Origin of the sequence: Shewanella putrefaciens (assembly GCF_016406305.1) — a bacterium.
Lineage (GTDB): Bacteria > Pseudomonadota > Gammaproteobacteria > Enterobacterales > Shewanellaceae > Shewanella > Shewanella putrefaciens_C.
On sequence record NZ_CP066369.1, the window covers coordinates 1,281,451 to 1,307,369 of the forward strand.

At 47.2% G+C, this 25,919-nt stretch carries 24 protein-coding genes and 1 other annotated feature; of the genes, 16 read left to right on the forward strand and 8 right to left on the reverse strand.

The window, feature by feature from the left end; translation table 11 throughout:
* The first annotated feature begins 44 nt into the window (after positions 1 to 44).
* From rpsP to JFT56_RS05605, 10 genes are all read left to right on the forward strand, one after another.
* Complete coding sequence (gene rpsP, locus JFT56_RS05560) at positions 45 to 296, forward strand: 30S ribosomal protein S16 (protein WP_198782703.1); 252 nt, start codon at positions 45 to 47, stop codon at positions 294 to 296.
* Between the two features lie 20 nt (positions 297 to 316).
* Positions 317 to 847 (forward strand): ribosome maturation factor RimM, encoded by a 531-nt coding sequence (gene rimM / locus JFT56_RS05565; RefSeq protein ID WP_198782704.1) that lies wholly within the window; start codon positions 317 to 319, stop codon positions 845 to 847.
* A gap of 15 nt (positions 848 to 862) precedes the next feature.
* The gene (gene trmD, locus JFT56_RS05570; RefSeq protein ID WP_198782705.1) at positions 863 to 1,609 is read left to right on the forward strand and encodes a tRNA (guanosine(37)-N1)-methyltransferase TrmD; all 747 of its coding nucleotides are present in this window, start codon (positions 863 to 865) and stop codon (positions 1,607 to 1,609) included.
* Positions 1,610 to 1,643: 34 nt separating this feature from the next.
* A complete protein-coding gene (gene rplS / locus JFT56_RS05575) occupies positions 1,644 to 1,997 on the forward strand; it encodes a 50S ribosomal protein L19 (RefSeq protein WP_006080791.1) in 354 nt (117 codons plus the stop codon).
* A 303-nt stretch (positions 1,998 to 2,300) separates the two neighbouring features.
* Entirely contained in the window at positions 2,301 to 3,392 is a 1,092-nt protein-coding gene (locus JFT56_RS05580) for a 3-deoxy-7-phosphoheptulonate synthase (protein ID WP_198782706.1), read from the forward strand.
* Between the two features lie 20 nt (positions 3,393 to 3,412).
* Positions 3,413 to 4,552 (forward strand): bifunctional chorismate mutase/prephenate dehydrogenase, encoded by a 1,140-nt coding sequence (gene tyrA, locus JFT56_RS05585; RefSeq protein WP_198782707.1) that lies wholly within the window; start codon positions 3,413 to 3,415, stop codon positions 4,550 to 4,552.
* A gap of 213 nt (positions 4,553 to 4,765) precedes the next feature.
* Entirely contained in the window at positions 4,766 to 6,430 is a 1,665-nt protein-coding gene (gene hcp / locus JFT56_RS05590) for a hydroxylamine reductase (RefSeq protein WP_198782708.1), read from the forward strand.
* Positions 6,431 to 6,507: 77 nt separating this feature from the next.
* Complete coding sequence (locus JFT56_RS05595) at positions 6,508 to 7,623, forward strand: hybrid-cluster NAD(P)-dependent oxidoreductase (protein ID WP_198782709.1); 1,116 nt, start codon at positions 6,508 to 6,510, stop codon at positions 7,621 to 7,623.
* 133 nt (positions 7,624 to 7,756) lie between these two features.
* Positions 7,757 to 8,092 (forward strand): hypothetical protein, encoded by a 336-nt coding sequence (locus JFT56_RS05600; RefSeq protein ID WP_198782710.1) that lies wholly within the window; start codon positions 7,757 to 7,759, stop codon positions 8,090 to 8,092.
* A gap of 44 nt (positions 8,093 to 8,136) precedes the next feature.
* On the forward strand, positions 8,137 to 9,417 hold the full coding sequence (locus JFT56_RS05605; RefSeq protein ID WP_198782711.1) for a cation:proton antiporter: 1,281 nt from the start codon (positions 8,137 to 8,139) through the stop codon (positions 9,415 to 9,417).
* An 83-nt stretch (positions 9,418 to 9,500) separates the two neighbouring features.
* Here JFT56_RS05605 and JFT56_RS05610 read toward each other — a convergent pair whose 3' ends face one another.
* Both JFT56_RS05610 and pepA read right to left on the reverse strand, forming a co-directional pair.
* Positions 9,501 to 11,477 carry a chorismate mutase gene (locus JFT56_RS05610; RefSeq protein WP_198782712.1) on the reverse strand — a complete coding sequence of 659 codons (1,977 nt, stop codon included), beginning with the start codon at positions 11,475 to 11,477 and terminating at the stop codon, positions 9,501 to 9,503.
* A gap of 48 nt (positions 11,478 to 11,525) precedes the next feature.
* Positions 11,526 to 11,639: a sequence feature (Phe leader region), on the reverse strand.
* A gap of 195 nt (positions 11,640 to 11,834) precedes the next feature.
* A complete protein-coding gene (gene pepA / locus JFT56_RS05615) occupies positions 11,835 to 13,343 on the reverse strand; it encodes a leucyl aminopeptidase (protein ID WP_198782713.1) in 1,509 nt (502 codons plus the stop codon).
* Between the two features lie 253 nt (positions 13,344 to 13,596).
* Here pepA and lptF point away from each other — a divergent pair, with 253 nt between their 5' ends.
* On the forward strand, positions 13,597 to 14,709 hold the full coding sequence (gene lptF, locus JFT56_RS05620; RefSeq protein ID WP_198782714.1) for an LPS export ABC transporter permease LptF: 1,113 nt from the start codon (positions 13,597 to 13,599) through the stop codon (positions 14,707 to 14,709).
* The gene (gene lptG / locus JFT56_RS05625) at positions 14,706 to 15,764 is read left to right on the forward strand and encodes an LPS export ABC transporter permease LptG (RefSeq protein ID WP_198782715.1); all 1,059 of its coding nucleotides are present in this window, start codon (positions 14,706 to 14,708) and stop codon (positions 15,762 to 15,764) included. Before lptF ends, lptG begins: the two co-directional genes overlap by 4 nt.
* Positions 15,765 to 15,889: 125 nt before the next feature.
* On the opposite strand, the gene JFT56_RS05630 is transcribed toward lptG, so the two are convergent.
* From JFT56_RS05630 to JFT56_RS05650, 5 genes are all read right to left on the reverse strand, one after another.
* Complete coding sequence (locus tag JFT56_RS05630) at positions 15,890 to 16,399, reverse strand: RDD family protein (protein ID WP_198782716.1); 510 nt, start codon at positions 16,397 to 16,399, stop codon at positions 15,890 to 15,892.
* 45 nt (positions 16,400 to 16,444) lie between these two features.
* The gene (locus JFT56_RS05635; protein WP_198782717.1) at positions 16,445 to 16,702 is read right to left on the reverse strand and encodes a DUF2960 domain-containing protein; all 258 of its coding nucleotides are present in this window, start codon (positions 16,700 to 16,702) and stop codon (positions 16,445 to 16,447) included.
* 30 nt (positions 16,703 to 16,732) lie between these two features.
* A complete protein-coding gene (locus JFT56_RS05640; RefSeq protein ID WP_006082592.1) occupies positions 16,733 to 17,083 on the reverse strand; it encodes a DMT family protein in 351 nt (116 codons plus the stop codon).
* Complete coding sequence (locus tag JFT56_RS05645; RefSeq protein WP_198782718.1) at positions 17,083 to 17,577, reverse strand: GNAT family N-acetyltransferase; 495 nt, start codon at positions 17,575 to 17,577, stop codon at positions 17,083 to 17,085. Before JFT56_RS05645 ends, JFT56_RS05640 begins: the two co-directional genes overlap by 1 nt.
* A 141-nt stretch (positions 17,578 to 17,718) precedes the next feature.
* Complete coding sequence (locus JFT56_RS05650; protein WP_420136015.1) at positions 17,719 to 19,212, reverse strand: carboxypeptidase M32; 1,494 nt, start codon at positions 19,210 to 19,212, stop codon at positions 17,719 to 17,721.
* Positions 19,213 to 19,293: 81 nt separating this feature from the next.
* Here JFT56_RS05650 and JFT56_RS05655 point away from each other — a divergent pair, with 81 nt between their 5' ends.
* The 3 genes from JFT56_RS05655 (at position 19,294) to JFT56_RS05665 (ending at position 22,418) form a co-directional block, all read left to right on the forward strand.
* Positions 19,294 to 19,860 (forward strand): DsrE family protein, encoded by a 567-nt coding sequence (locus tag JFT56_RS05655; RefSeq protein ID WP_198782720.1) that lies wholly within the window; start codon positions 19,294 to 19,296, stop codon positions 19,858 to 19,860.
* A gap of 106 nt (positions 19,861 to 19,966) precedes the next feature.
* Positions 19,967 to 20,602 (forward strand): YqiJ family protein, encoded by a 636-nt coding sequence (locus tag JFT56_RS05660; protein ID WP_198782721.1) that lies wholly within the window; start codon positions 19,967 to 19,969, stop codon positions 20,600 to 20,602.
* 37 nt (positions 20,603 to 20,639) lie between these two features.
* On the forward strand, positions 20,640 to 22,418 hold the full coding sequence (locus tag JFT56_RS05665) for a flotillin family protein (protein ID WP_198782722.1): 1,779 nt from the start codon (positions 20,640 to 20,642) through the stop codon (positions 22,416 to 22,418).
* A gap of 155 nt (positions 22,419 to 22,573) precedes the next feature.
* Here JFT56_RS05665 and JFT56_RS05670 read toward each other — a convergent pair whose 3' ends face one another.
* Positions 22,574 to 24,910 (reverse strand): OmcA/MtrC family decaheme c-type cytochrome, encoded by a 2,337-nt coding sequence (locus JFT56_RS05670; RefSeq protein ID WP_198782723.1) that lies wholly within the window; start codon positions 24,908 to 24,910, stop codon positions 22,574 to 22,576.
* Positions 24,911 to 25,264: 354 nt separating this feature from the next.
* Here JFT56_RS05670 and JFT56_RS05675 point away from each other — a divergent pair, with 354 nt between their 5' ends.
* Positions 25,265 to 25,909 (forward strand): 4Fe-4S dicluster domain-containing protein, encoded by a 645-nt coding sequence (locus JFT56_RS05675; protein WP_198782724.1) that lies wholly within the window; start codon positions 25,265 to 25,267, stop codon positions 25,907 to 25,909.
* Positions 25,910 to 25,919: the final 10 nt, after the last annotated feature.

A 25,919-nucleotide genomic window follows, 5' to 3' on the forward strand; every position in this document is an offset into this window, starting at 1 on the left:
TTTTTATTTTTGCTTCAAGCAAATCATTAGAGGATTGAAAACGCATGGTTACCATTCGTTTAGCTCGTGGCGGCGCTAAAAAGCGTCCATTTTACAACATCGTTGTTGCTGACAGCCGTAACGCTCGTGACGGTCGTTTCATTGAGCGTGTTGGTTTCTTCAACCCATTGGCCCGTGGCCAAGAAGAAACTTTACGTTTAGACCTAGCTCGCGTTGAGCACTGGGTTTCTAACGGCGCTGCGACAACTGATCGCGTAGCAAAATTGATCAAAGACGCTCGTAAAGCAGCTGCTTAATAGCGTTAAGGTATAGATTGATGAGCAGTAACCAACAGCCAGTCGTACTGGGGAAATTAGGCTCCTGTCATGGCATTAAAGGTTGGCTGAGAATCACCGCCTATACCGATTCTGTTGAAGGTATCTTTGATTATTCACCTTGGCTTATTAAAGAAAATGGTGAATGGCGTGAAGTAAAGGTCACTCAGTGGCGATACCAAGGCAAGGCCGTTGTTGCCGAGCTTGAAGGTGTCGACACGCGGGAGAGAGCGCAAATGCTCACAAATTGTGAGATTGCAATCCTGCCGCAGCAGATGCAAGCATTGCCAGAAGATGAATTTTATTGGCGTGATCTCATCGGTTGTGAAGTGGTCAATACAACGGGTTACAACATGGGCATTGTCGATCAGATCGTGGAAACAGGGTCGAACGATGTGCTTTTAGTTAAGGCCAACGCTAAAGATAGTTTCGGCAAAGTGGAACGTATGATCCCCTTTGTCCCTGAGCAGTTCATCAAAACGGTGGATCTGCAAGGTAAACAGATTTTAGTGGATTGGGATCCTGACTTCTAAGTCGAGGTACAACAGATGTGGTTAGGGGTAATAACCCTGTTCCCAGAGATGTTCCGTGCCGTGACAGACTTTGGTGTTACGGGTCGAGCCGTGAAAAACGGCCTGCTTGAGTTGCACACGTGGAATCCCCGTGATTTCACCCATGATAGACACAGTACTGTGGATGACAGGCCTTACGGCGGTGGTCCCGGTATGTTGATGATGGTGCAACCCTTACGCGATGCCATTCATGCGGCGAGAGCTGCAGCGGGTGAAGGTGCGAAGGTGATTTACTTGTCACCTCAAGGACGTAAGCTGGATCAGCAAGGCGTTTCTGAGTTGGCGCAATCATCACGGTTGATTTTGGTCTGTGGTCGATACGAAGGTATTGATGAACGGATTATTCAAACCGAGGTGGATGAGGAGTGGTCAATTGGTGATTACGTGCTCTCGGGCGGTGAATTACCAGCAATGACACTCATAGATGCAGTATCGAGATTGGTTCCTGGCGTGCTAGGAAAACAAGCCTCGGCGGAGCAAGATTCTTTCTCCGACGGCCTACTGGATTGTCCTCATTACACTCGCCCTGAAAGCCTAGATGGACTCGATGTGCCAGCAGTGCTGCTAAGTGGCAACCACGAACAAATTAGACTCTGGCGTTTACAGCAAAGCCTTGGTAGGACTTTTCTAAGACGACCAGAATTATTTGAAAATCTAGCTCTGACTGACGAACAAACGACTCTTTTAGCGCAGTTCGTTGAAGCAATGGACAAGCATGCTTAGTCGTAGCTCAGTTAATTCTAGAACGGAGTAAGTTATGAACAACATCATTAAAATGCTCAACGATGAGCAAATGAAACAAGACGTACCTGCGTTTGGTGCTGGTGATACAGTAGTAGTTCAGGTTCGTGTTAAAGAAGGTGACAAAGAGCGTTTACAGGCTTTCGAAGGCGTTGTAATTGCTAAGCGTAACCGTGGTCTGCACTCTGCATTCACAGTACGTAAAATCTCTAATGGCGAAGGTGTTGAGCGTGCATTCCAAACGCACAGCCCGCTGATCGCTAGCATTGAAGTTAAGCGTCGTGGTCGCGTTCGTCGCGCCAAACTGTACTACTTACGTGATCGTTCAGGTAAATCTGCACGTATCCGTGAGAAGCTGGCTACTAAGTAATAGTACCCGCTACAGAAAACAAGACGTAGTGTTCGCACAGAAAACCGCCCTAGTGGCGGTTTTTTGTTGCTGTTTTTCAAGCCATTTGTCGTCAGTTCCTGCATTTTCAGACTACTCAGGTATTATTGTTAACACTTCTCCTTGATCTTCAAATCATTTGCAGGCATAGTGACGCTTCATTGTAATGGTGTAACGTTACAAAATTACATTGATGATGTCATCATTTTTACGAATACACTCACACCCAAACCTTTAAAGATGAGCTTTAAAACAGGGTATAACACTCAGCCTCAGGTGGTAAGCATGCAGCAGGATACGATTAATAACGTACACATTAGTTCAGAGAAGATCTTAATCACACCGCAGGAGCTTAAAAACGCACTGCCACTCTCCGAGCATGCCTATCGTTATATCCTCAATGCCCGCAAAACCGTCGCCGATATCGTCCATAAACGCGATAACCGTGTGCTGATTGTCTCTGGCCCTTGTTCTATCCACGATATCACTGCGGCTAAGGAATACGCCTTAAAGCTTAAAAAGTTGCACGATGAACTCAGCGATGAGTTTTATATCTTAATGCGAGTGTACTTTGAAAAGCCGCGTACCACAGTGGGCTGGAAGGGCATGATCAACGACCCCGATATGGACGAATCCTTCGATGTCGAAAAAGGCTTGAAACTGGCCCGTGAGCTGATGATTTGGCTGGCCGAGCTTGAGCTGCCGGTCGCCACCGAAGCGCTCGATCCTATCAGCCCTCAGTATATTTCCGAGCTAGTGACTTGGTCGGCGATTGGCGCCCGCACCACGGAATCGCAAACCCATAGGGAAATGGCGTCTGGCCTGTCTATGCCAGTCGGCTTTAAAAATGGCACAGATGGTAAGCTCGATGTGGCTATTAATGCCCTTAAATCGGCGGCCAGCAGCCATAGGTTTATGGGGATTAACCAACAGGGGCAGGTTGCGCTGCTGCAAACGGCGGGTAATCCCGATGGCCATGTGATTTTACGTGGTGGCGCAACACCAAACTACGATGCCGCCAGCGTGGCCGAGTGTGAGGCACAGCTTCACAAAGCAAAACTCAATGCTCGTCTTATTATCGATTGTAGTCATGGTAATTCCTCTAAGGATTATGCGCGGCAAATTCCAGTGTGTGAGGATGTTTTTACCCAGATCTACCATGGCAATAAGTCCATTATCGGGGTGATGTTAGAGAGCCATTTAAATGAAGGTAATCAGAGCTGTGATAAGCCATTAAGCGAGTTGGCATACGGCGTTTCTGTGACGGATTCCTGTATTAATTGGGAAAAAACCGAAACCGTTTTACGCCAAGGTGCATCGAAGTTATCTTCGATACTCCCTACACGTTTTAATACCTTGAAAGTGGCAAATGCCTAAGTGCTTAATGGACTTAAAGTATGAATGAAAAAACAACGGCCGATTTAGAAAACCTTCGTGGACTTATCGATGGTGTCGATCAGCAATTATTGCATTTACTGCGTAAACGATTGGATTTAGTCGCACAGGTGGGCACGGTAAAACATGCCGCGGGATTGCCTATTTATGCGCCGCAGCGGGAAGCAGCTATGTTGGCTAAACGTCGTGAAGAAGCCAATGCGATGGGCATAGCACCACAGCTCATTGAGGATATTCTACGCCGCTTGATGCGTGAGTCTTATCTCAATGAAAAAGATGTTGGCTTTAAGCAAGTCAAAAAAGATTTAGGATCTGTGGTGATTGTTGGCGGCAAAGGTCAGCTTGGCGGTCTATTCCAACAGATGCTAAAGCTGTCGGGCTATCAAGTTAATATTCTTGATAAAGACGACTGGCAGCAGGCGGATAGCTTATTTGCCGAGGCGGGATTGGTGCTAGTCACTGTCCCTATTGCCATCACCTGTGAGCTTATTCGTGAAAAGCTAACCCAGTTACCCAAGGATTGTATTTTAGCCGACTTAACGTCCATTAAAACTGAGCCAGTTAACGCTATGCTTGAGGCCCATAAAGGCCCTGTGGTGGGATTTCACCCTATGTTTGGCCCCGATGTTGGGAGCCTAGCCAAACAAGTGGTCGTGGTGTGTCACGGACGTGAGCCTGATAAATACCAATGGTTGCTCGAGCAAATTGCCATTTGGGGGGCGCGGATTGTCGAAGCAGAGCCCGAGCGCCACGATAGTGCGATGCAGTTAGTGCAGGCAATGCGGCATTTCTCGACCTTTGTATACGGTTTGAATCTGTGTAAGGAAGAGGCGGATATCGACACTTTACTGCAATTTAGTTCGCCGATTTACCGCTTGGAATTAGCCATGGTCGGGCGCTTATTTGCCCAAAGCCCAGAACTTTACGCCGATATTATTTTTGCCCAGCAGGATAGCCAGCATGCCATCGGCGATTATTTGGATAACTACCGTGACGCATTAGAGCTACTAAAGCGTGGCGATAGGGACGAGTTCATTAAGCAGTTTCAAACCGTTGCTAAGTGGTTTGGGGACTTTGCGCCGCAGTTCCAGCGTGAAAGCCGCATTATGTTGCAATCGGTTAATGATATGAAAGCCAATTAATAAACAATTAGTTATAAAAAAATGCCCATCAAATATGGGCGTTTTTTTATGGATCTTGGTTAGGCTTTTTATGTTTATTAGTATTTGCTTAAGGTGATCTTTCTCTAAAATTTGATATTGAATTTTAGAAATTACTGTCGCTTACACAGGGTTTCGGTAGACTAGTTTTAAACATGCATAAATAAAGCATGAATTTAAATTAGGAGTCTATCCATGTTTTGTATTCAGTGTGAGCAAACTATCCGTACACCCGCTGGCAATGGTTGTAGTTATTCCCAAGGTATGTGTGGCAAGTTGGCGGCAACGTCCGATCTACAGGATTTATTGATTTATATGCTGCAGGGCGTGTCTGTGTATGCGGTTAAAGCTCGCGGGCTGGGCATTATCGATGCCGAAGTGGACAGTTTTGTGCCTAAGGCATTTTTCTCTACGCTGACCAACGTCAATTTTGACGATGAACGTCTGATTGCCTACGCGCAGCAGGCCGCTAAATACCGTGCGAGTTTAAAGCTTGCCTATGAAGCGGCATGTGAGAGAGCTGGGATCGTTGCAGAGCAGGTTCCTGAAGTTGCTCAATTAGTGCTGGGAACGACCAAAGTTGAAATGCTTTCTCAGGCGCCTATCGCGCTATTGAATAAAGACAAACATGAAATCCATGAGGATATCTTAGGTTTAAGACTGCTTTGCCTATACGGCCTTAAGGGCGCAGCCGCCTATATGGAGCATGCTCGAGTATTAGGTAAGACGGATGCCAGCATCGCAGAAGGTTTCCATGAAATTATGGCATTTTTGGGTGAGCCGAGTGTCGATGGCGACAAGTTATTTACCACTGCGATGGACATAGGTCAGCTTAATTATCGCATTATGGCTATGCTCGATGCGGGCGAAACCGAAGCTTTCGGTCACCCTGAGCCAACAGTGGTGAATACTAAGTCAGTTAAGGGCAAGGCGATTTTAGTCTCCGGCCATGATATGAAGGACTTAGAGCTTATCCTCGAGCAAACTGCAGGCAAGGGCATCAATGTGTATACCCACGGTGAAATGTTGCCAGCATTAGCGTATCCCGCCTTTAAAAAATATCCTCACCTTGTCGGTAACTACGGCAGCGCTTGGCAGAACCAACAAAAGGAGTTCGCTAACTTCCCCGGTGCTGTGGTGATGACATCAAACTGCATTATCGATCCCAATGTGGGCAATTATAGCGACCGCATTTTCACCCGCAGCATTGTCGGCTGGCCAGGGGTGACACATATTGTGGGGGATGATTTCTCGGCGGTAGTCGATAAGGCCCTAGCTTTAGAAGGCTTCCAATACGATGAAATCCCACACAATATCACCATAGGTTTTGCCCGTAATGCCTTAATGACTGCGGCTCCAGCCGTGGTTGATAATGTGAAAAATGGCTCAATCAAGCACTTCTTCCTCGTTGGGGGCTGTGATGGCGATAAGGCTGAAAGAAGCTATTTTACCGATCTGGCTAAATCTGCCCCTAAAGACTCAGTGATCCTGACCTTAGGTTGCGGCAAGTACAAGTTCAATAAACTCGACTTTGGTGATATCAACGGTATCCCGCGTTTACTCGATATTGGTCAGTGCAACGATGCTTATTCTGCTATTCAGCTTGCGATTGCACTTTCTGAGATTTTTGAGTGCGATATTAATGAATTACCTCTGAGCTTAGTGCTTTCATGGTTCGAGCAAAAAGCCATTGTTGTATTGTTGACCTTGCTCTCCCTTGGGGTAAAAAACATTCGTACCGGCCCAACACCACCCGCCTTCCTAACGGCAAATTTAGCCAAAATTTTGGAAGAAAAGTTTGGTCTACGTAATACCACGACCGTCGAGGCCGATTTGAAAACCATGTTAAACGTGGCCTAAATTAACCGAGAACCTTTGTTTAACTGCGGTTTTAAGCGTTTGAGTAAAACCGCAGTGTTTTGTGGAATAAGAATGCTATGAATATGAGTCTGATGTCGAGGGAGGGGACATTATCCTTTTCTCCCCAAAGACAGGAGAGTTTCAATCAATTAGTGTGCGTCGAACGCTGGAACGAAACTGCTGATGTGGTGAGCTTTCGTTTTCAAGCCGGCGAGCCAATGAAGTTTGATTATAAGCCTGGCCAGTTTATGACCTTAGTGCTTGAGATCAACGGTGAACAGGCTTGTCGCAGTTATACCTTATCTTCCACACCCTCGCGGCCCTATTCCCTTATGGTGACCATTAAGCGAGTCGAAGGTGGGCTGGTCTCCAATTATCTTATTGACCATCTGCAGCCGGGGCAAAGTGTTCGAGTATTACCGCCAACGGGGCAGTTTAATCTGTTTGATATTCCTGCAAAAAAATATCTATTCTTGAGTGCTGGCTGCGGCATTACCCCTATGTACTCTATGTCCCGTTATCTTACCGATAGCCAGATGGACGCCGATATTGCCTTTGTACACAGTGCGCGCTCCGAAGCGGACATCATTTTTAAATCCTCCTTAGCCACTATGGCGCAGCGTCATAGTCGTTTTAAGCTGCGTTACATGCTGGAATCTATCACAACAGAAACACCATGGCATGGGGATGAGGTTTTACATGAAATAGGGCGTTTAAGTGCCGAAAGTTTACTTAATTTAGTGCCTGATTTTGCGGAAAGAACCGTGTTTTTATGCGGCCCAGAGCCTTATATGCAGGCCGTAAAACGTTTACTGGGCGAGCTTAATTTTGATATGGCTCAATTGCACCATGAAAGCTTTGCCACCGCGGTCAAAGATGCGCAGCACAGAGTCAAGCAGGCTGAGATGCAGGGCATAAAGCCCGCCAATTCCAGTTCGTCTTTTATGTTGTCCATCGGCGATAGAAAGCGCGTGTTAACTTCAGAGCAAAGCCTACTCGAAGGCATTGAGGCCGAAGGTTTGCCGATTATTGCCGCCTGCCGCTCTGGCGTCTGTGGTGCCTGCAAGTGCCAAGTGCTTGAGGGAGAAACTGAATCCAGCAGCACTATGACATTAACCCCCGCTGAGATTGAAGCTGGCTTTGTGTTAGCCTGTTCAACTAAGTTGAAGTCCGATATCACCTTGTCCTTGTAGTCTGTATGGGCATTGATTTTTGAGCGGAAATATTTTAATTCCTTAGTTGCGATTATTTACCCGAGAACGTAAGGTTAAAGACAAGGGCGTTGATTGTGAGCGCCCAGTCCCATTGTCTGGCTGGAGTCTCTCAATGACAACGACAACCACCTATGCCGCAAAAATTGAAGATCGTAGCCTTGGGCATTTGCTTTATGCTTTGATGTCGGGCTTCCCGCTACTTTTGCTTCCTGTACTCTTGAGTCTGTTTATCAACCTATCCCAACGCCAAACATTGCATAATGGTTTGCTTGCTTCGCATCTGCGTTGGCAGCGCCATTCCAATATTATTTTTATCGGCCTGTTGGCTCTCGGTTATTGGGTGCCTGTCACTTGGCTCAGTCTTTCGATTTATCTCTTTGGTATTATTTGGTTTTGCCATCGGATCCTAAAAGGCTGGTTAAGCTTATTGGATGGTTTAGAAATCTAAATATGTGCTAGAGTCTCTGCATCTGTGCGTTGAAAGAGGCTCCCATGTCCAGCTATCAAATTCTCTGTATTCTCTGTGCGTTAGCCTTAATCACCTCAGTAATCTCTTCACGGGTGCATAAATTACAAGAAACCGTTGCTATCACGGCTTTGGCCCTAGGGATGAGTTTATTGCTCCTCCTCGGGGGAAAGGCGCTTGGGGGCGAAGTATATGGCTATTTTGTGGTTGGGCTTGAGAAACTCGATTTTCAGGCGCTCTTACTGAACGGCATGCTCGGTTTCTTACTTTTCGCTGGCGCCCTGCAGATCCGCTTATCAATATTAAAGCACCAAAAGTGGGAGATCCTTATCCTTGCCTGTGTGAGCACATTGCTGTCGACCTTTATTATTGGTGGTCTGCTGTTTTGGGCGGCGCCCCAGTTGGGATTACCCCTAGCGCTCACCCATTGCCTACTCTTTGGCGCCTTAATTTCTCCCACGGATCCCATTGCCGTGCTGGCCATTTTAAAGAAGATGGGAGCCCCGGAGGATATCGCCATTCAAGTGGAGGGGGAGTCTCTATTTAATGATGGTATAGGGTTAGTCGTTTTTGTGGTGTTGTCCCAAATGGCGTTTTCGACCGAGCCCATTACGGCTCTGCAGGTATCGGGCTTGTTTGTCCATGAGGCGATAGGTGGTCTGATTTACGGCGCGGTATTAGGTTTCTTACTACATCTTTTTTTCCGTTACTGTGAGGAAGAAACCCAACTGATGTTAGTGACTTTGCTTATTCCGACTGCGGGATATGTGATGGCGGAGGTTTTTGGGGTTTCTGGACCGCTCGCTATGGTAAGTGCTGGTATTATCATAGGTAATTTCAGTGTGCCTAAATATTTTGTTCGTCAGGAGCGGGTTAAGTTACTGACATTTTGGTCACTGATCGAATCCTTCTTCAATGCGCTACTCTTCCTGCTACTTGGTCTATTACTGTTACTTGTGACGTTTAAAGCACCACTGTGGTGGTTTATGTTTTTGGCGATTCCGCTCGTGCTATTGGCACGCGCCGTCAGTGTGTTACTGCCTTATCGGGGATTTAGAATGGTTAAATCCTACAATCCCTATGCCGAGTCTATTTTGATTTGGGGTGGGCTACGTGGCGGATTAGCACTGGCAATGGCCATGAGCCTACCGCAGGGGATAGTGGTCGATACGAGCAGTGGTGTGGAGCTACGCGAGCTCTTATTGGTGATGACCTATGCTGTGGTGGTGTTTTCTATCTTAGTGCAAGGTTCGACTATGGCAGGGCTTATTCGCAGGAGTAATGCTGTGCCAGTCAATGCGAAATAGGGTAGCTGGCCTGCGCCCAAATAAGCTTATCTGTGATAAAAAAGCCACAGATCAGTGCTGTGGCTTTTCTTTTATCTTAAAGGTTAACGATATAATTCCCGCACAACTTGGGCCATGAGTTCGAGCCCATCGTCTTCGAGTGTGCAGTTAAGTACTAAACCATCGGCCTTAAGTTGTTTAATCCCTTGGGTTTGCAGTACCAAAGCGTCCTGCGTTATGGCATAACAAGGGTTGATCACTATGGGTAAATGACTCGTGGCTTTAATTTGGATCAGGCTAGTTAGATCTAAAGTCGGAAGATTCGCGTGGTTAAAAGTGCGAACTCCCGAATCGCAGAGGATCAGCTGTTGATTGCCTTGGCTTAAGATAATCTCGGTTGCCGCCAAAAATTCCTCATAGCTTGCCATATCATTACGCTCGAGCAATAGTGGCATAGGCAGTGTGCCCGCTTGGGTCAATAGGGCTTGGTTAAACATTTGTTTTCCATTGATAAACAACATGTCGGCCTGTTGGGTTGCCAGTGCCATATCCGCGCTTTGTTCTACGGCGACAATGCACAGTAAATCGTACTGATGCAGAATTTGACGCAGTTTAGCTAAGGTTAACTCGGGTGAGACTAAGAGGTTTACCGCTTCCAGAATAATGGCTTGAAACCCGATTTCCTTAAGCTGCTTCACCCTATGCTCAAATTGAGATAACGCTAAGGGAGACAGTTCCTTAGTCAGGCTCATCTTGGCTATCACCCCAATATGGCCGGCGCCGATACTCAATGGACCGCTGCTAATTTCGCTGTCCTGCGCTTTATAAGCTTTGCTGTATCTATAGGGGCTTATTTCCGGCGTATTGTCGCTCAGATTCTGAGTCTTAGAGGTGCTAGGTTCAATCAGCAGTTGGCTGTTACTCAACTGTGTTGGTTTGACTGTTTCGCAGGGGTAGCAGCCTAATACTTTGATAAAACGCGTGATCCGCTCTAATTGCTTTAATCCTGCCTGCATGGCTTCGCTGGATATATTGGCATCGATATCGAGGTAGAACATTTCTTCCCAGGGGGTGCCCGGGATTGGGCGAGACTCTAACTTGCTCATATTCAATTGATGGGCCTTCAGGACGAGTAAGGCCTCGACTAAGGCTCCGGCCTTTTGACCCGTGGCCATGATTAAGGTCGTTTTTGCGGGGAGTTGTTCAGGCACAGCTACGGCTTTACGGGCGACAACAATAAAACGGCTTTGGTTGATTTTTTGATTCGCAAGGCCCGCTTCAATGGACTCTAACTGATAGAGCGCACCACCTTCGGCGCTACCAATCGCCCCAGCACTATTGTCAGCACTTTGATTGACCTTTTCCATTGCCTCGGCGCTGCTCGAACAATATTCTAGCCTTAAGTCCTTGTGTTGACTGAGATAACGGCTGCATTGGCTGATAGGCTGTGGATGGGCGTAAACTGTCTTGATATCGCTCAATTTACTGCCGGGTTTGCCAAGTAAACAATGGCTTACTTCTATTGTGGTCTCGCCAACGATGGAGAGGCTAGTATGTTGCAGTACGTCATACACTTCGTTGATCGAACCCGATGAGGTATTTTCAATCGGTAGGAACCCATAATCGGCATGACCCGATTCAACCGCTTGCACAATTTCATCGAAACTTTGGCAGCCTAAATCCAACATATCGACTTGGCGGCGCAGGCAATAACGGGTTGCCGCAAGGTATGAATAGGAGCCCCTAGCGCCAAGATAGGCGATACAATACTGCTGTTTTTGCGTTTCAGGATTGGCGCGGCCGTGTAAATAAGCCTGCTGATTGAGCACTGAATCTTCGATAATGCTTTGATAAAGGGAGATCACATAGTGGGCATCTAGGCCTTTTTCCCGTCCTTCCTTAACCAGTCTAGTGAGTAATTCCTTTTCCCTTTGGGTGTCCCTAATGGGTCTGATATCGACCTCTTTGCTGCGGGCCACTTCTAAACTTAAGCGTCGGCGCTCGGCGAGTAATGAGAGCAGTTCATTATCGAGTTGAGTGATTTGTTCTCGAGTTTGATTTAAAGGCTGTGGTTTATGCATTCTGACCTCAATTGCCGCCATATATTATGTATTTTATCAACCATTTAAGACAAAAAAGCCTCCCAGTGGGGAGGCTTTGGATTTTTACTTTCGTTTTTACACAGTAAATCCGCCTCCTAGAGTGGGGGTGTAAAAAAGAAAGTAAAAAAAGTAGTCGTCATCGTTTTCATGGGGTTAAAACTAAAGGGCTGGGGCGTGGCTGTCAATCAAAACTTGCTCAAGATGAGGGATTATCCGGTACAAAGGAGAATAGATTAATTCTCCTAGGCATGAGGGGAAAAACTCTAGTTTCAAAGAGATAAAAAAAGCGAAGAGGATTCTCTTCGCTTTTTGTGAGCATTAACTTATTAGTTAAACTTACTCGCCTAATTCAACGCCTGCACGGTTGATTAAGAACTGAGTCAAAATCGGTACTGGGCGGCCAGTGGATCCTTTATTGGCTCCGCTGTTCCACGCAGTTCCGGCCACATCTAAATGTGCCCAATTGTACTTTTTCGCAAAACGTGACAGGAAGCAGGCCGCGGTAATGGCACCCGCTGGACGACCACCCAGGTTGGTCATGTCCGCAAATGGGCTGTCGAGCATATCTTGGTACTCATCCCATAACGGCATGCGCCATGCGCGGTCACCACTTTGCTCACCGGCATTTAACAGCTCGTGTGCCAATGGGTTGTGGGATGAGAATAGGCCTGAAGCATGCTTACCTAAGGCGATAACGCAGGCACCCGTTAGGGTCGCTGTGTCAATCACCAGTTCTGGGTCGAAGCGTTCAACATAAGTTAACACGTCGCACAGCACCAGACGGCCTTCGGCGTCGGTATTAAGCACTTCAACGGTTTGGCCTGACATAGTGGTCAGAATATCACCCGGACGATAGGCATTACCCGATGGCATGTTTTCACAACCTGCGAGCACACCGACGACATTGATAGGTAACTTCATCTCACAGATGGCTTTCATGGTGCCAATCACACCCGCAGCGCCGCCCATGTCGTACTTCATTTCATCCATAGCTTCGCCAGGTTTTAACGAAATACCACCAGAGTCGAAGGTTAACCCTTTACCAACCAAAACAATTGGTTTTTCAGTACTATCGACGGCGCCTTTATATTCCATCACTGTCATAATGGATTCGTTGGCGCTGGCACGGCCCACTGCGAGGTAAGAGTTCATGCCTAGCTTGGCCATTTGCTCTTCACCTACGGTGGTGACATGCAGGTTTTCATGTATTTCAGCCAGTTGGCGCGCTTGCGAGGCTAAATAGGCTGGATTGCAGATATTCGGTGGCATATTGGCCACATCACGGCATAAATGCACACCCGCAGATACGGCCATACCATGTTCAATGGCGCGTTCACCTAAGGTTAATTCGCGGCGAGTTGGCACGTTGAACACTAACTTACGCAGTGGACGACGGGTTTCACCTTTGCGGCTTTTTAATGCATCGAAGCAATATAAGCTGTTATTGGTGGTTTCGACGGCTTGACGTACTTTCCAATAGGTATCACGACCTTTAACATGCAACTCGGTTAAGAAGCATACGGCTTCCATTGAGCCAGTTTCATTTAAGGTGTTGATTGTTTTAGTAATGATCTGCTTATATTGGCGTTCGTCTAGTTCTCGTTCTTTGCCACAGCCAACTAATAATACACGCTCACTCAATACGTTAGGAACGTGGTGCAGCAATAACATCTGGCCAGGCTTGCCCTCCAGATCGCCGCGACGCAACAGATTACTGATATAACCTTCGCTAATCTTGTCTAATTGCTCGGCGATACCCGATAGACGGCGAGGTTCATAAACACCCACAACGATACAAGCTGAGCGTTGTTTTTCGGGGCTACCGCTCTTTACGCTAAACTCCATGAGCACTCCTAGATTCTTAAAGACAAATTTTTATATTTATTGGATAATGTCTGCTTGTCCCGGAAAGGGCCTAAGTTATTACTCCAAAGGTGATTTATTCTCGGCATTTAAGTCACGTGTTTGTAAAACACTCGTATACTTAAGTTTGCCAGGAACCCCTGAAGCTGGTCAGAAAACTATCAAAAGTAAACAGTTTACATGAAAGTTAGTCTGTTACCAGCAAAAAGATAAGTTTAGAGACCGGATCCTACCTGTGATTGTATTTAGATACCTTATTCGAGAAGTTTTAAAAGCGCAAATTGCAGTACTTTTTGTACTGTTAACTATTTTTATTAGCCAGCATTTCGTGCGTATACTGGCCGATGCCTCCGATGGTGAATTTCCTGCCTCCCTCATTGCGACATTAATAGGCTTAAACCTCCCCTATTTAGTGGTACTCGTTTTACCCTTGAGTTTGTTTCTTGGGATCTTGATGGCCCATGGCCGCATGTATGCCGAGAACGAAATGGTGATCCTCCATGGGGTCGGCGTGAGCGAGTGGTATGTGACCCGCGTGACCTTAATCCTTGCCGTCATCAATATGTTGTTTACGGGATATTTGTCCCTCTATGTCGCGCCTTGGGCGGAGGAACAGCAAAATCAAGTGCTGGAGAAAGCCCAATCAGAGGCTGGACTCGCGGCATTGGTGCAGGGGCGTTTCCAGGCGAGTCCTAACGGCCGCGCCGTGTTATTCGTAGAGCGCATTGGCAAAGATAACGAACTAGATAAAGTGTTTGTGGCCCAGTTACCCGATCCCAGTGATGAAACTGGCTTAACCAATGTGGTGGTGGCGAAAGGTGGCCGGGTATTGGAAGACAATTCCGGCGCCCAGCAGTTGCAGCTAAATGAAGGGGTTCGTTACCAGGGGAGCCCGCAGCTGAAAAACTACCAAATGATTGAGTTTGGTGACTACAAAATGCAGATTAAAGAGCAACAAGTCGATGAACGTCGTCGCAAATTATCGGCTCTCCCGCTGAAGGATTTACTTAAAGTCGAAGGCTCAGAAGCCGTGGCCGAGTTCCAGTGGCGCCTCGCTATTCCATTGGCTATTCCGATTATGACGCTTATCGCCGTGCCATTAGCAAGGGTTAACGTGCGCCAAGGTAAATTTGCCAAGATGCTGCCCGCGGTCCTCTTGTATTTAGGTTATTTTGGTCTGATGGTGGCTGGGCGTAAAGCGCTCCAAGATGGCGTGATCCCACAATATTTAGGCATGTGGTGGATACACTTATCTGCCTTGATCATGGGACTCCTACTGCTCGGTAAAGACAGACCTCTGTTCGCGCGTTTATCCACTGCGATGGCCCGTAGAAAGGTGGCCGCATGAAGATCTTAGACCTTTATATCGCTAGGGTATTACTGAGCACTTCGGCGCTGTGTTTACTGGTACTCACTGGCCTTTCTGGCATTATCAAGTGGGTGGACCAATTGCGTTTAGTCGGTCGTGGGACTTATACCATGATGGATGCCGGCATCTATGTACTGTTTTTAGTGCCACGGGATATCGAAATGTTTTTCCCTATGGCCGTTCTGCTCGGTGCTTTAATCGGTATGGGCATGTTGGCGTCTAACTCCGAACTGGTGGTGATGCAGGCATCGGGGATGTCGCGTCTGCAGATCACGCTTTCCGCCATGAAAACGGCGGTGCCTTTAATGCTGATGGTAATGGCGCTGGGCGAGTGGGGCGCACCGATTGCTGAGCAGAAAGCCAATGAGTTGCAAGCCATTAAGTTATCCGGCGGAAGTTTAATTAAATCACACCGAGGCATTTGGGCTAAGGATGGTGACCTATTCGTTAATATTGGGGAAGTTGAAGATATCAATAAACTCAATAACATCACTCTCTATAAATTCAATAATGAGCTTAAACTTACCAATGTTGTACACGCTGATCGCGCCCTATTTGCGAAGGACAGTTGGCGTTTATTTGGGGTTGAGCGTACAGAAGTGACCTCCGATCTCGTGAGCTTAGATTACCTCGAAGAAGATGTATGGAAATCGAGTTTAACGCCGGATAAGCTCAGTGTCGTGTCGATTAAACCAGAGGCGCTCTCTATCCGTGGCCTACTGGGTTATCTTGATTATTTGCAAACGAATAGCCAAGATCCCAGCCGTTATGAGCTCGCCCTATGGCGTAAATTTATGCAACCTATTACCGTCGGCGTCATGATGCTGGTGGCGCTCTCCTTCGTATTTGGTCCGCTGCGAACCGTGACTATGGGGGCTAGGGTGTTACTTGGGGTTGTGGCGGGTTTTAGCTTCTATATCAGTAATGAAATCTTTGGCCCTATGAGCATAGTCTACGAGTTGCCCGCCTATGTGGGGGCGGTGGCACCAAGTCTGTTATTTACGGGGATTGCCTTCTACTTTATCCGGCGATGATACGCATTGCGTTATTTCGATAGGAGTCTATAAAAAACGACGCCAAAGCGTCGTTTTTTTATGGGCGAAGTTGGCTTGATTTAAGCCGAGAAATTTAAGCGCCTAAATTTAAGTTCGATGCCAATTTAAGCACCGTGCCAGTTGCGCATTTGGTTGGCTTCCTTAGAGAGAACAACAACTTCGGAGCGGGTCATCATATCCTGCAGCGCGAGTTTATCGTTGTTAATTAATATCCAAAGATTTCCAATCCCCAGCAATGACCAAACGATGCGGGCATAGGCTGTGATAAGGCTTAGGTTTTGGCCGTTAGGATGTTGAATTTTAAGGCGCCAGGCGCGCATTCCTAAGGTTTGGCCGCCTTTACTCCAAAATAATGCGTAGAAAGTCCCCACGCAGAGTGCTAACCAGAGTTGATAAATACCATGGTAAATGGGGGTGCCATTGAGCGCATCGGCAACATGCTCAAAGCCATTCATGCCGATAACGCCAGAATAGGCTAGGCCAAAGAAGAGGCCAAAACCAATGGCGCCAGAAAACATAAATACGGCGACGGCTAACAGCAGATCATAGATGGCTGCGCCTAGACGGCGGAAGAAGCCTGCACGGGGAAAGTTGGCATGTTCAGTATTTAACATGGGGGTTCCTAGTCTGAAAATCACAGTATGGAGCTAACATGTCGCTTAGGCTTCGGGCTCATCGTCACGGACAAAATGGATATTGCTAAAGCCAAAACGGGCAAACTCGACCTTTCTAAAATCTTTTTCCGCTTTTGCACCTTTGCGGGAAGTCATGGCAATTTGTTGTTCCATGGCGAGAAATTTGGCGAGATCTATCCCTTCCGCTTCGGCAACGGCTTCATATAAATCATGGTGTTTGTCGTAGCTAAAGGCGATGGTTTTAGTCTGACCTTTGAAGGTATAAGTGACTTGACGTGCCATGGGGAAAACTCTCCTGAAATAAGTCTGAAATTAATTAAATTCACTTCTAAAAATAAAATACACGGCACCTAAGATGCACAGCCCCGCCCATAGATAATCGAGTTTTAAGGGCTCTTTCATATAGAAATAGGCAAAGGGGACGAACAAACTTAAGGTGATGACTTCTTGTAAGATTTTTAACTGACCGACATTCATTACCGTGTAACCGATACGGTTGGCAGGCACTTGCAGTAAGTATTCAAATAGCGCAATTCCCCAGCTCACTAGGGCCGCAATAATCCAAGGTTTTGAGCCTAGCGTCTTCAAATGCCCGTACCAGGCAAAGGTCATAAAAATATTGCTAAGGCAGAGTAAACCGATAGTGGTGAGGGTTGGGTTCATCATATATCTCGACGATTAATATTGTAAATCATGTACATAGCATCATGGGTGTAACTGCCAAGACATTTATTGATAGTCTGAGGTTTAAAACCCATTTTAAGCCAATAACTATCGGCACCTTGCACTGCCACTAGGGACAAGGAATTGAGATTATAGCGGTCCGCCAGTAGTTTTAAGCGCGTGAGCGCCTTAGCGCCTGCGCCTAACCCTTGGGCTTTGGCTGAAATCGCAATATCGTGCAGATAGAGGGTATCGGCCTTAGGTAAATGGGTGATCGGCTCGTAGAGCGCGGGTGGCATGTTGATTGTCCAAGGGTGGGCTAAACAATATCCGACCACGGCATCATTCACCTCAAACACAAAACAGGACTGTGGTGACACCTGCCACTTGCTTTGCAATACATGCAGGGGCTCAGGATCCAGTTGTGAGTAGCATTCCGCTTGGATCTGTAAAATGGCATCCCAATCCTGTGGGGTGATTGCACGCAATAACATGGCCGATATCTATCCCGTTCAAAGTGTCTTGATTAAAATAAGCTCGGCATTATATACCCAAACCGTCCTAAAATGCGCTGAAACTCGACATTGACCTAGTTGAGTATCAACTTTGACTTAGCCGAGTATCAAAGTTGAGCATTAGCCTAAATATCGCTGACGGAGATGACGCTCAAGATACTGGCTATTTAACGGTTCGCCCGTCGCTTGGCGCATGAGTTCATCTGTGGTCAGCAATGAGCCCTTAGCCCAAATATTGTCGCTCAGCCATTGAAAGATTGTGGCTAACTTGCCGGCATCGATTAAGGCTTCTATTGGACCTAAGGTTTGTTCCATCGAGAAGCGGCACTGCGCCGCATACATGGCACCCAAGGTATAACTGGGGAAATAGCCTAATTCCCCCACTGCCCAATGGATATCTTGCATACAGCCATCACGGTAATTGCCATCTGTGTTAATACCCAGCAGTTGTTGCATCTGGCTTGACCAAAAATCGGGTAGGTCATCTACGGCTAAACTGCCGTCGATAAAGGCTTTTTCAGCCTCAAAACGCAGCAAAATATGGCAAGGATAGGTGACTTCATCGGCATCGACGCGGATAAGTCCGGGATTAACGCGGGTGTAGTGTTTTGCCAAGTCTTGGGCGCTGAACTCGCAGCCTAAGTGCTGTTTAATCAGGGGCTGCAATTGGCGTAAAAACGCCGGGTTAGCACCGAGCTGCATTTCACAGAATAGACTCTGGCTTTCATGGATGCCCATAGAACGTGCGAGCCCTGCGGGCTGGCCACGCCATTGTTTCGGCAAGCCTTGTTCATAACGGGCATGGCCGGTTTCATGGACTATCCCCATGATAGCACTGCTAAAATCGGTTTCATTATAACGGGTAGTGATCCGCACATCGCTCGGAACGCCACCGCAAAATGGATGACTGCTGATATCGAGTCTGCCGTGATTAAAATCAAACCCCAGATAAGCCATCACCTCGCGGCCAAGGGCTTGTTGGGCACCGATGTCGAAGGGGCCATTAAGGGTGAGCCTAGGCTCATTTGCTTGCTTGGCTAATACTTCTTGGATCAGGGGCGGTAACCAAGTCCTTAATCCTTTAAAGGTTTGTTCAAGTTTTGCCGTGGTCATGCCGGGTTCAAACTTATTGAGTAGGGCATCATAGGGCGGAATATTCAGTGCTTCACCCCGAATTTGCGCTTCCTCCCTCGTGAGGGCGATGACAGCGTTAAGATTGGCTTTAAAGCCCTGCCAATCATTATTTTTACGTTGCTCGCGCCATGCATTTTCACATTGATAGGCCATTTTAGTTTTGGCTTGCACTAGATCGCCGGGCACTAAGCTCGCCTGTTGGTACTGGTATAACATTTCCCTGAGGTTGGCCCGTTGCTCATGTGTCAGCGGCTCATCCGCGGCGCGGGTTAAGTTATCGGCTAAGGCGGCCGAGGTTTTGAGGTCGTGTATATGTAGCGCCAGTTCTGCCATCGCATCGGCGCGCTCATTGTTGCCGCCCATGGGCATCATGGCGGCTTGATCCCAATCCCCCAGCGCACAGAAATGCTCAAAGTGTGAAATTTTCTGGAAATGAGCGGTGAGTTTATCGTAACTTGGCGTGGGTTCTTTGGTGTTCATAACGGTATCCATAGACTCAATCTTAAGGTGCTGTCGTTATCTATTAGCACGAAAAAATAACAATAACAGGATGATAATATCATGCAGCCAAAATCACATCACACTAAAACCATTAAAGGCATGACCATGGCGCTGTTGGTCGGCTTATCCAGTGCTGCCCATGCGGGAGCAGAGAGCTTTACACCGGGCAGCGCCATCCCCGAATTTGGGCAGATAGCAAAAGTAGATAGTACGCTCCCCATCCCCAAGGGAATGAAGTTTAAAATCGCCTTTGATATGAGCAAGGCGGCCGAAGTGGGCAAGCTAAATCGTCAACTCGAAAGCTTAGCGCGTTTTATCAATATGCATGTAGCGGCCGGGGTGAAGGAAAGCGATATTGAACTGGCTATGGTGGTGCATGGCAGTGCCATTAGTGACTTAGCCGACGATACCTTTTACGCTAAGTTGCATCAGGGGGCTCCAAATGCGAATAAGGCTTTGGTTAAAGCGTTAGTCGAGCACGGGGTGAAGTTTTATATCTGTGGACAAAGTGCGGCTTATTTTGACTTAAACAACGGCTCACTACTGCCGGGGGTGGATATGGCATTGTCAGCGATGACTGCCCATGGCATTTTGGCGCAGCAAGGATTTAGCCAAAATCCATTTTAAGATGAATTTTTAGTTTGGAAATGGGGCTTGCCTTGTTATTCTGTGGTCCGTAAGTCGATAATTACAGTGAAATAAATGGAATGTTGTATCGTTCAAGGAGATGACTATGTGGGCGTTTTTAGTTGAACAGCCTAATTTACCTTACACTATCGCCTTTGCCTGTGTGCTAGCCCTTGGTGTGTTTGAAGCCTTAGCCCTGTTAATCGGTTTGAGCATGTTAAGTGCCTTAGACCAATGGGTACCAACCGATGTTGATTATGATGCCGATGCGAGTGTCGGTGGGCTCACCGGCATTGCGGGCTGGTTATGTCTTAATCGACTCCCGTTGCTGATTTGGTTTGTGCTCGCGCTGACCAGTTTTGCGGTAACGGGTTATCTCACTAATTTTATTAGTCTAAGTGTGGCGGGCATGCTATTGCCACAACTTTTCACCTTACCTATTGCCATCGTTGGCAGTGCATTCGCTTGCCGTTATTTAGGGCGAGTGCTTGCCGATCACTTACCCAAAAATGAATCGACGGCGATATCGCTAGACGATCTTAGCGGTTATGTTGGCACTATTACCTTAGGTTGTGCGATGAAAGGCATGCCCTCAGAGGCTGTCGTGCGCGATAAACATCAGCAAAAACATTATGTTTTAGTCGAGCCAGAAATATCGGGGGTCGAGTTTGCCTCAGGCACTCAGGTGGTGCTGCTAAGACGCGAGGGCCGAGTCTGGTCTGCGACGCGTTTTGATAATTAGTATTTTAAAGCCATTATTTAATTGAAAAGGAAAGCAAATGGATGTGTTAAACGAAGTCACTAATCCGAGTCATTTTGTGCTGTTAGTTGCGGGTATGGTAGTGATAGGCCTGATTGTTATCGGCCTGATTTTTGCCAAGTTATATAAACGTGCGACCAAGGAAATGGCTTTTGTGCGTACGGGGTTTGGTGGCGAAAAAATTATTAAAGACGGCGGGGCTATAGTGTTACCCGTGCTGCATGAAACCATTGCAGTGAATATGAATACCCTACGCATCGAAGTGGAGAAAACCCAAAAAGACGCCTTGATCACTAAAGATAGGATGCGCGTGGATGTGAAGGCCGACTTCTACTTACGTGTCGCCCCCAATGCCGACGGTATTTCGATGGCGGCACAAACACTAGGAACGCGCACCACTCGAGTGGAAGAGTTGAAAAAGTTGATGGAATCTAAGTTTGTCGACGTACTGCGCGCCGTTGCGGCTGAGATGACTATGACAGAGATGCATGAGCAGCGCGCCGACTTTGTGCAGCGGGTGCAAAATAACGTCGCCAACGATCTCGAGAAAAACGGTCTCGAACTCGAATCGGTTTCGTTGACGGGTTTCGATCAAACTGATTTGCAGTTTTTTAATGAAAACAACGCATTCGACGCCGAAGGTCGTGCTCGCCTAGCGAAAATTATCGAAGAAAAACGCAAGGAAACCAACGATATTCAGCAGGAAAACCGCATTAAGATCGAGCAGCGTAACTTAGAGGCCGAAAAGGAATCTTTAGAGATTGAAAAGTCGGAGGAAGAAGCGCGCTTGATCCAGCAACAATCCCTCGAATTTAAACGCGCCGATCAAAAAGCGGAAATCATTAAACAGAAAGAAAACAAGGCCCGTGAAGAGCGCGAGGCCGAGATTGCCAAAGAGCGTGCCATCGAAACAGCAGAAATCGAAAAGACCAAAGATATCGAAACCCGTGAGATTGAAAAGCGCAAATCTATCGAGCAGTCGCGTATTCAACAACAAAGGGATATCGAAGTTGCCGAGCAGGAAAAACGCATTGCCGTTGCGGCCAAATCCGAAGAAGAATCCGCCGCCCGCGCCCGCGCCGCCGAAGCGGAAAAACTAAAGGTCGAAAAAGAAGAGGCGGTTATCACTGCGCGCCAAATAGCCGAAGCCAATCGCCGTAAAGAAATTGAAGTGATCGACGCCCGTAAGGAAGCGGAGCGCGACGCAGTCGGCGTGACAGTGCAGGCCGAGGCGGAAAAACGTGCCGCCGAAGACAGATCGAGCGCAATTCTGATTGAAGCCAGTGCCAGTGCCGATGCGAAAAAACTGCAGGCCGAAGCGGATGAGAAAGTGTATGCCGTTGAAGCCGCGGGTAAACAAGCACTTTATGAAGCTGAAAACGTACTGCGTGATGAGCAGATTGCCCTGCAAAAATCCCTCGCGATCTTAAAAGCATTGCCAGAAATTGTCGCCCAGGCGGTTAAACCGTTAGAAAACATCGAAGGCATTAAGATCCTTCAAGGTTATGGCACGGGTCATCAATTTACCGCCGGCGGGGAAGGTGCGCAGCATCAAGGTGGCATCGCAGAGCAAGTGACTAGCGCGGCATTAAACTACCGCGCCAATGCGCCCGTTGTCGATGCCATGTTAAGGGAACTTGGATTAGTGCATAGCGAAGCGGGCACTCTTAACGATCTGTTAAATGGCAATAATACCCTCACTACCGAAGCCTTAAATGTGGTGAAGTCGGCGAATACTGGGCTCAATGGTTATAGCCAAACGCAGGTAGTAGAGAGCCAAAGTGTGCTCAAGCCTTAATCTCAACGACATTAAACTAAGTCAAATCAAGTAAAGCGCTCGCTGTTGCTCTTTTGAGTGTTTTGATGGTAAGGTATTGATAAATAATGCGAATTAAATAAAATCGCTCACCATTATGGTGAGCGTTTTTTTGGCATTAAATCAAATCTAATGGCTTATTTGTGTACCTTGTCGACCCCCGATGAGCGACCTTCGGCGTGGCAGGTGGCGCAGGATTCTTGCCCCGATGGGTAAATTCGACCACCGCTGGCATCACTTTGATAAACCCCGCCAAAGCTGCGTGCATGGACGACTAAACTATCGATCAGCGTGTGACAAGCCGTGCAGGTTGCTAAGGTTGGTGAATACTCGGCAATTTGCCCTAGTTTGGCGGCATCGGGCGTTGCAACTAATAGGGATTGCTGTGCACTCAGTCCCGCAAGATCCAGCTGTCCAGTGCTATGGCAAACACCGCAGTTGTTTTTTGCATTTGGGTAAGTGAGTTCGGGGCGTGGGTTGCCAAACCCCACTACAGTGCGGGTTCCCGCATGCAGTGAATGCACCATTTCCCTGTAGCTCAAAGTATTGTTGATGGTGCGATAGGGCTTGATTTGGCTGGCCCCAGGCGTGTGCATCACATTGGCATTGAGATACATAATCGCATCATTACTATGGCAACTTTGACATTGGCCATCGGTCAGTGCGGTTGCCGTTTGCGGTGCATGACAGTTGCCACAGCTGCTATTGGGCTCAAAAATCCCCTCCATTTGATGCGCCGATTGGACTCTATCCTCTAATCCTTGATCATGGCATTGGCGACAGGCCTGTTCATCGACCTTAGCTTTTGCCGTAACCGCTTGACCTTCAAGGCTTAGCGAATTAATGGCACTGAGACTCACCTCTTGATTGCCAATATTACAGTTCACGGCAAAGCCGGTATTTTTATCGGCACAGAGCACCAGTTTACTGTAGAGCTTTGACTGACTCAGATCGCCAAAATCTGCAGTCGTTAGGTTAGATATGGTAACGGTTAGCTGATTGGGCGCGGTAATTTTTAAGGCGACGTCGCTGGTGTTTGCCAATAAATCCCACACTTTACGCTGGCCATTATTGATTGGCATGCTCGCGCTATTTGTTTCACCTGCGGCAATCAACCAGAAGGATTTTATCATAGGCTGACTGGCGGGCAGTTGCTCCATTTGCTGCACTTGCAATGTCACCGCAAGGGTCTTGGCTTCAACGCTGAGCTGCGAACTCAGTAACTTAACTTGGTAATCGCTCACCAGTTTAGTGGCTGTTTTCACTGCGGCATTGTGGAAAAGCCCGACACCTTCAGGATTAGTGCTATCAGGGTGGCAGCCGCTACAACCCAGTGCCCATGCATTGGCAAAAATTTCCCTGTTGTGGAATAAACCCGCTACAGTGCCATTCCAATCGGCAGGAATTTGCGCTTTGTGACAGTCAAGGCAAGCGGTTTTACTGGGGATATTGCTATTGCCACTTTGCGCCGTTGCGCCGGGAATATGGCATTGCTGACATTGGGTCATATCACCGGGATAGGTCACCTTGGCGTAGTCATACAACTGCCCCTTGTAACCGACAATTTGATATTTGGCTTGGTGGATCTGGTGTGTCAATGTCGCCATATCAAGGCTATTACCCGTTTCAGGATCGCCTGAGTAAGTCGTGTGGCAGACAACACAGCCCTCAAAGGCAAAACGTTTACTGCCGTGCATCAAAAGGCGAGTATCGGTATTGGCTAAGTCTGGGTTATGACATCGAAAACAGGCTTGTTCCGGTGCGATCACTTTACGGCCCATATCCGCTGCGACAGCCTGTCCTGTGGCGGGCACAAAATCGTATACGCTGTTGACCAACTGAGTGTCGATTGGGCTGTTTGCGAACGGCTTTAACTCTAGGTAAATCCTGTGGGTGAGCTCAGGCGAGTACTGGGTGTCTATCCCCGTAAATTGCGAGTAACTCGTGAGTGGTTTACTCAAAGTGTAACGGTATTGGCCCGCGCCTAATGAAGTTAGACAAGCCGCTTTACAGCTGCTTTCAATGCCTGCTTGCCACTGCGTTTGTGCATTCGCTTGGGCATTTGCGGCCGGTTCTACTTGATTATTGATGTAACTGGTCCACTGCAGTGCAGGGTCAGTTGTGCTCTTAGCCTCGGTACTTATGGCTGTTTGGGCTTGATAATGAGCCTGTGGCGGAGCCAATTTAGCAATACCGACACCTAAGGTATCGAGATCCTTCAGGCTTTCTAGCCCAGTGACCGCAATCCCATTGGCATTGCTGAGGAAGAAATCAACCTGCACATGGGTTTGCGCATCGATAACCACATTTTCTATTGTTGCTTTAAGCGTATCGGCCTGTTCTATGCTGATACTCACTATCCCTGGTGGACCTTCTTTCCCATCGTCACCATCGGAGCAGGCTGTCATCAAACAGACTGCGACTGCCATTGGCGTAAAGATTTTCCATTGAGAACGGGTATTCGTTTTCATCATTTTCCATTCCTTTTAATTAGATTCTGTCGGGACTCTAATCGGAATGTATGCGGTATAGATACTAACTTAGTTATGAGTCGAATTGCACTTAATTAAATCATTTTAAAAGTTGTTCGTTAATTATGTTGAGATAATTTGATGTGAGGCATCATTTTAAATTTCTAGATATTAGATTTAAAATTCTTAAAAACGTTACTCTGATGTATGTCGTGTAACTTGAACTAATACTGTCCCAATATGGGTAATTGTGACGCAGGTTAAAAATCAAAGACGTAATTACTTTAGCATAAATTGTCGGGAATCAAAGTGTATGCATATTTTAATTATATTGCTTTGACTAATAAAGGATCAAATATGATTACCAGAAGAGGAATGCTTAAAGGCGGTATGGGCGTTGCTGTCGGTACGGTTTATAGCGGGACATTGATAAGTTTTCTGACCGGTTGCGGCAGTGACAGTAACAGCCAAGAAATCGTAGAAGTCATGCCTGGTGGACTCATGGTGGTAAACCCTACGGTTTGTGTAAGTTGCAGACGCTGCGAAATTGCCTGTGGTTGGAACCATGAAGGGGATAGTAGCCCTACATTGGCCCGCGTCAAAGTAGAAAAAAATATGAACTATGGCCCACATGGTGTGCAATTTGACTATGAAATACAACGAGGTGAGTGCGGTGATAAAACCGTTGTTCCTTCAACTTGTCGCCACTGTGAAGTCTGTACTGAAGTTTGTCCACAGCAGGCTATTTCAACGAATGCACAAACTGGCGCCAAAGTGATTGATGAAGCTCGTTGTGTCGGATGTGGTTATTGTGCAGATAAGTGTCCTCAGCAGGTCATTAAAGTTGATCGCAGCAAAATGAAAGCCGTTAAATGTGATTTATGTAATGGTAATCCTGCCTGTGCGCAGGTTTGTCCTACGGGTGCAATTAAATTTTATAACTGGGAAGAGGCTGAAGCTGCATTAGAACAATATGAAAAATACACCGGCTTAGTTTCTTAAATTCAGGAGA

Excerpts from the sequence above, each read along its gene's own strand:
- hcp (WP_198782708.1), top strand. The coding sequence starts at position 4,766 with ATGTTTTGTATTCAGTGTGAGCAAACTATCCGTACACCCGCTGGCAAT.
- JFT56_RS05610 (WP_198782712.1), bottom strand. The coding sequence starts at position 11,477 with ATGCATAAACCACAGCCTTTAAATCAAACTCGAGAACAAATCACTCAA.
- JFT56_RS05665 (WP_198782722.1), top strand. The coding sequence starts at position 20,640 with ATGGATGTGTTAAACGAAGTCACTAATCCGAGTCATTTTGTGCTGTTA.
- pepA (WP_198782713.1), bottom strand. The coding sequence starts at position 13,343 with ATGGAGTTTAGCGTAAAGAGCGGTAGCCCCGAAAAACAACGCTCAGCT.
- JFT56_RS05655 (WP_198782720.1), top strand. The coding sequence starts at position 19,294 with ATGCAGCCAAAATCACATCACACTAAAACCATTAAAGGCATGACCATG.
- rimM (WP_198782704.1), top strand. The coding sequence starts at position 317 with ATGAGCAGTAACCAACAGCCAGTCGTACTGGGGAAATTAGGCTCCTGT.
- lptG (WP_198782715.1), top strand. The coding sequence starts at position 14,706 with ATGAAGATCTTAGACCTTTATATCGCTAGGGTATTACTGAGCACTTCG.
- trmD (WP_198782705.1), top strand. The coding sequence starts at position 863 with ATGTGGTTAGGGGTAATAACCCTGTTCCCAGAGATGTTCCGTGCCGTG.
- rpsP (WP_198782703.1), top strand. The coding sequence starts at position 45 with ATGGTTACCATTCGTTTAGCTCGTGGCGGCGCTAAAAAGCGTCCATTT.
- JFT56_RS05640 (WP_006082592.1), bottom strand. The coding sequence starts at position 17,083 with ATGAACCCAACCCTCACCACTATCGGTTTACTCTGCCTTAGCAATATT.
- JFT56_RS05660 (WP_198782721.1), top strand. The coding sequence starts at position 19,967 with ATGTGGGCGTTTTTAGTTGAACAGCCTAATTTACCTTACACTATCGCC.
- JFT56_RS05635 (WP_198782717.1), bottom strand. The coding sequence starts at position 16,702 with ATGGCACGTCAAGTCACTTATACCTTCAAAGGTCAGACTAAAACCATC.
- rplS (WP_006080791.1), top strand. The coding sequence starts at position 1,644 with ATGAACAACATCATTAAAATGCTCAACGATGAGCAAATGAAACAAGAC.
- JFT56_RS05675 (WP_198782724.1), top strand. The coding sequence starts at position 25,265 with ATGATTACCAGAAGAGGAATGCTTAAAGGCGGTATGGGCGTTGCTGTC.
- JFT56_RS05580 (WP_198782706.1), top strand. The coding sequence starts at position 2,301 with ATGCAGCAGGATACGATTAATAACGTACACATTAGTTCAGAGAAGATC.
- JFT56_RS05650 (WP_420136015.1), bottom strand. The coding sequence starts at position 19,212 with ATGAACACCAAAGAACCCACGCCAAGTTACGATAAACTCACCGCTCAT.
- JFT56_RS05600 (WP_198782710.1), top strand. The coding sequence starts at position 7,757 with ATGACAACGACAACCACCTATGCCGCAAAAATTGAAGATCGTAGCCTT.
- JFT56_RS05645 (WP_198782718.1), bottom strand. The coding sequence starts at position 17,577 with ATGTTATTGCGTGCAATCACCCCACAGGATTGGGATGCCATTTTACAG.
- JFT56_RS05605 (WP_198782711.1), top strand. The coding sequence starts at position 8,137 with ATGTCCAGCTATCAAATTCTCTGTATTCTCTGTGCGTTAGCCTTAATC.
- JFT56_RS05595 (WP_198782709.1), top strand. The coding sequence starts at position 6,508 with ATGAATATGAGTCTGATGTCGAGGGAGGGGACATTATCCTTTTCTCCC.
- JFT56_RS05670 (WP_198782723.1), bottom strand. The coding sequence starts at position 24,910 with ATGATGAAAACGAATACCCGTTCTCAATGGAAAATCTTTACGCCAATG.
- JFT56_RS05630 (WP_198782716.1), bottom strand. The coding sequence starts at position 16,399 with ATGTTAAATACTGAACATGCCAACTTTCCCCGTGCAGGCTTCTTCCGC.
- tyrA (WP_198782707.1), top strand. The coding sequence starts at position 3,413 with ATGAATGAAAAAACAACGGCCGATTTAGAAAACCTTCGTGGACTTATC.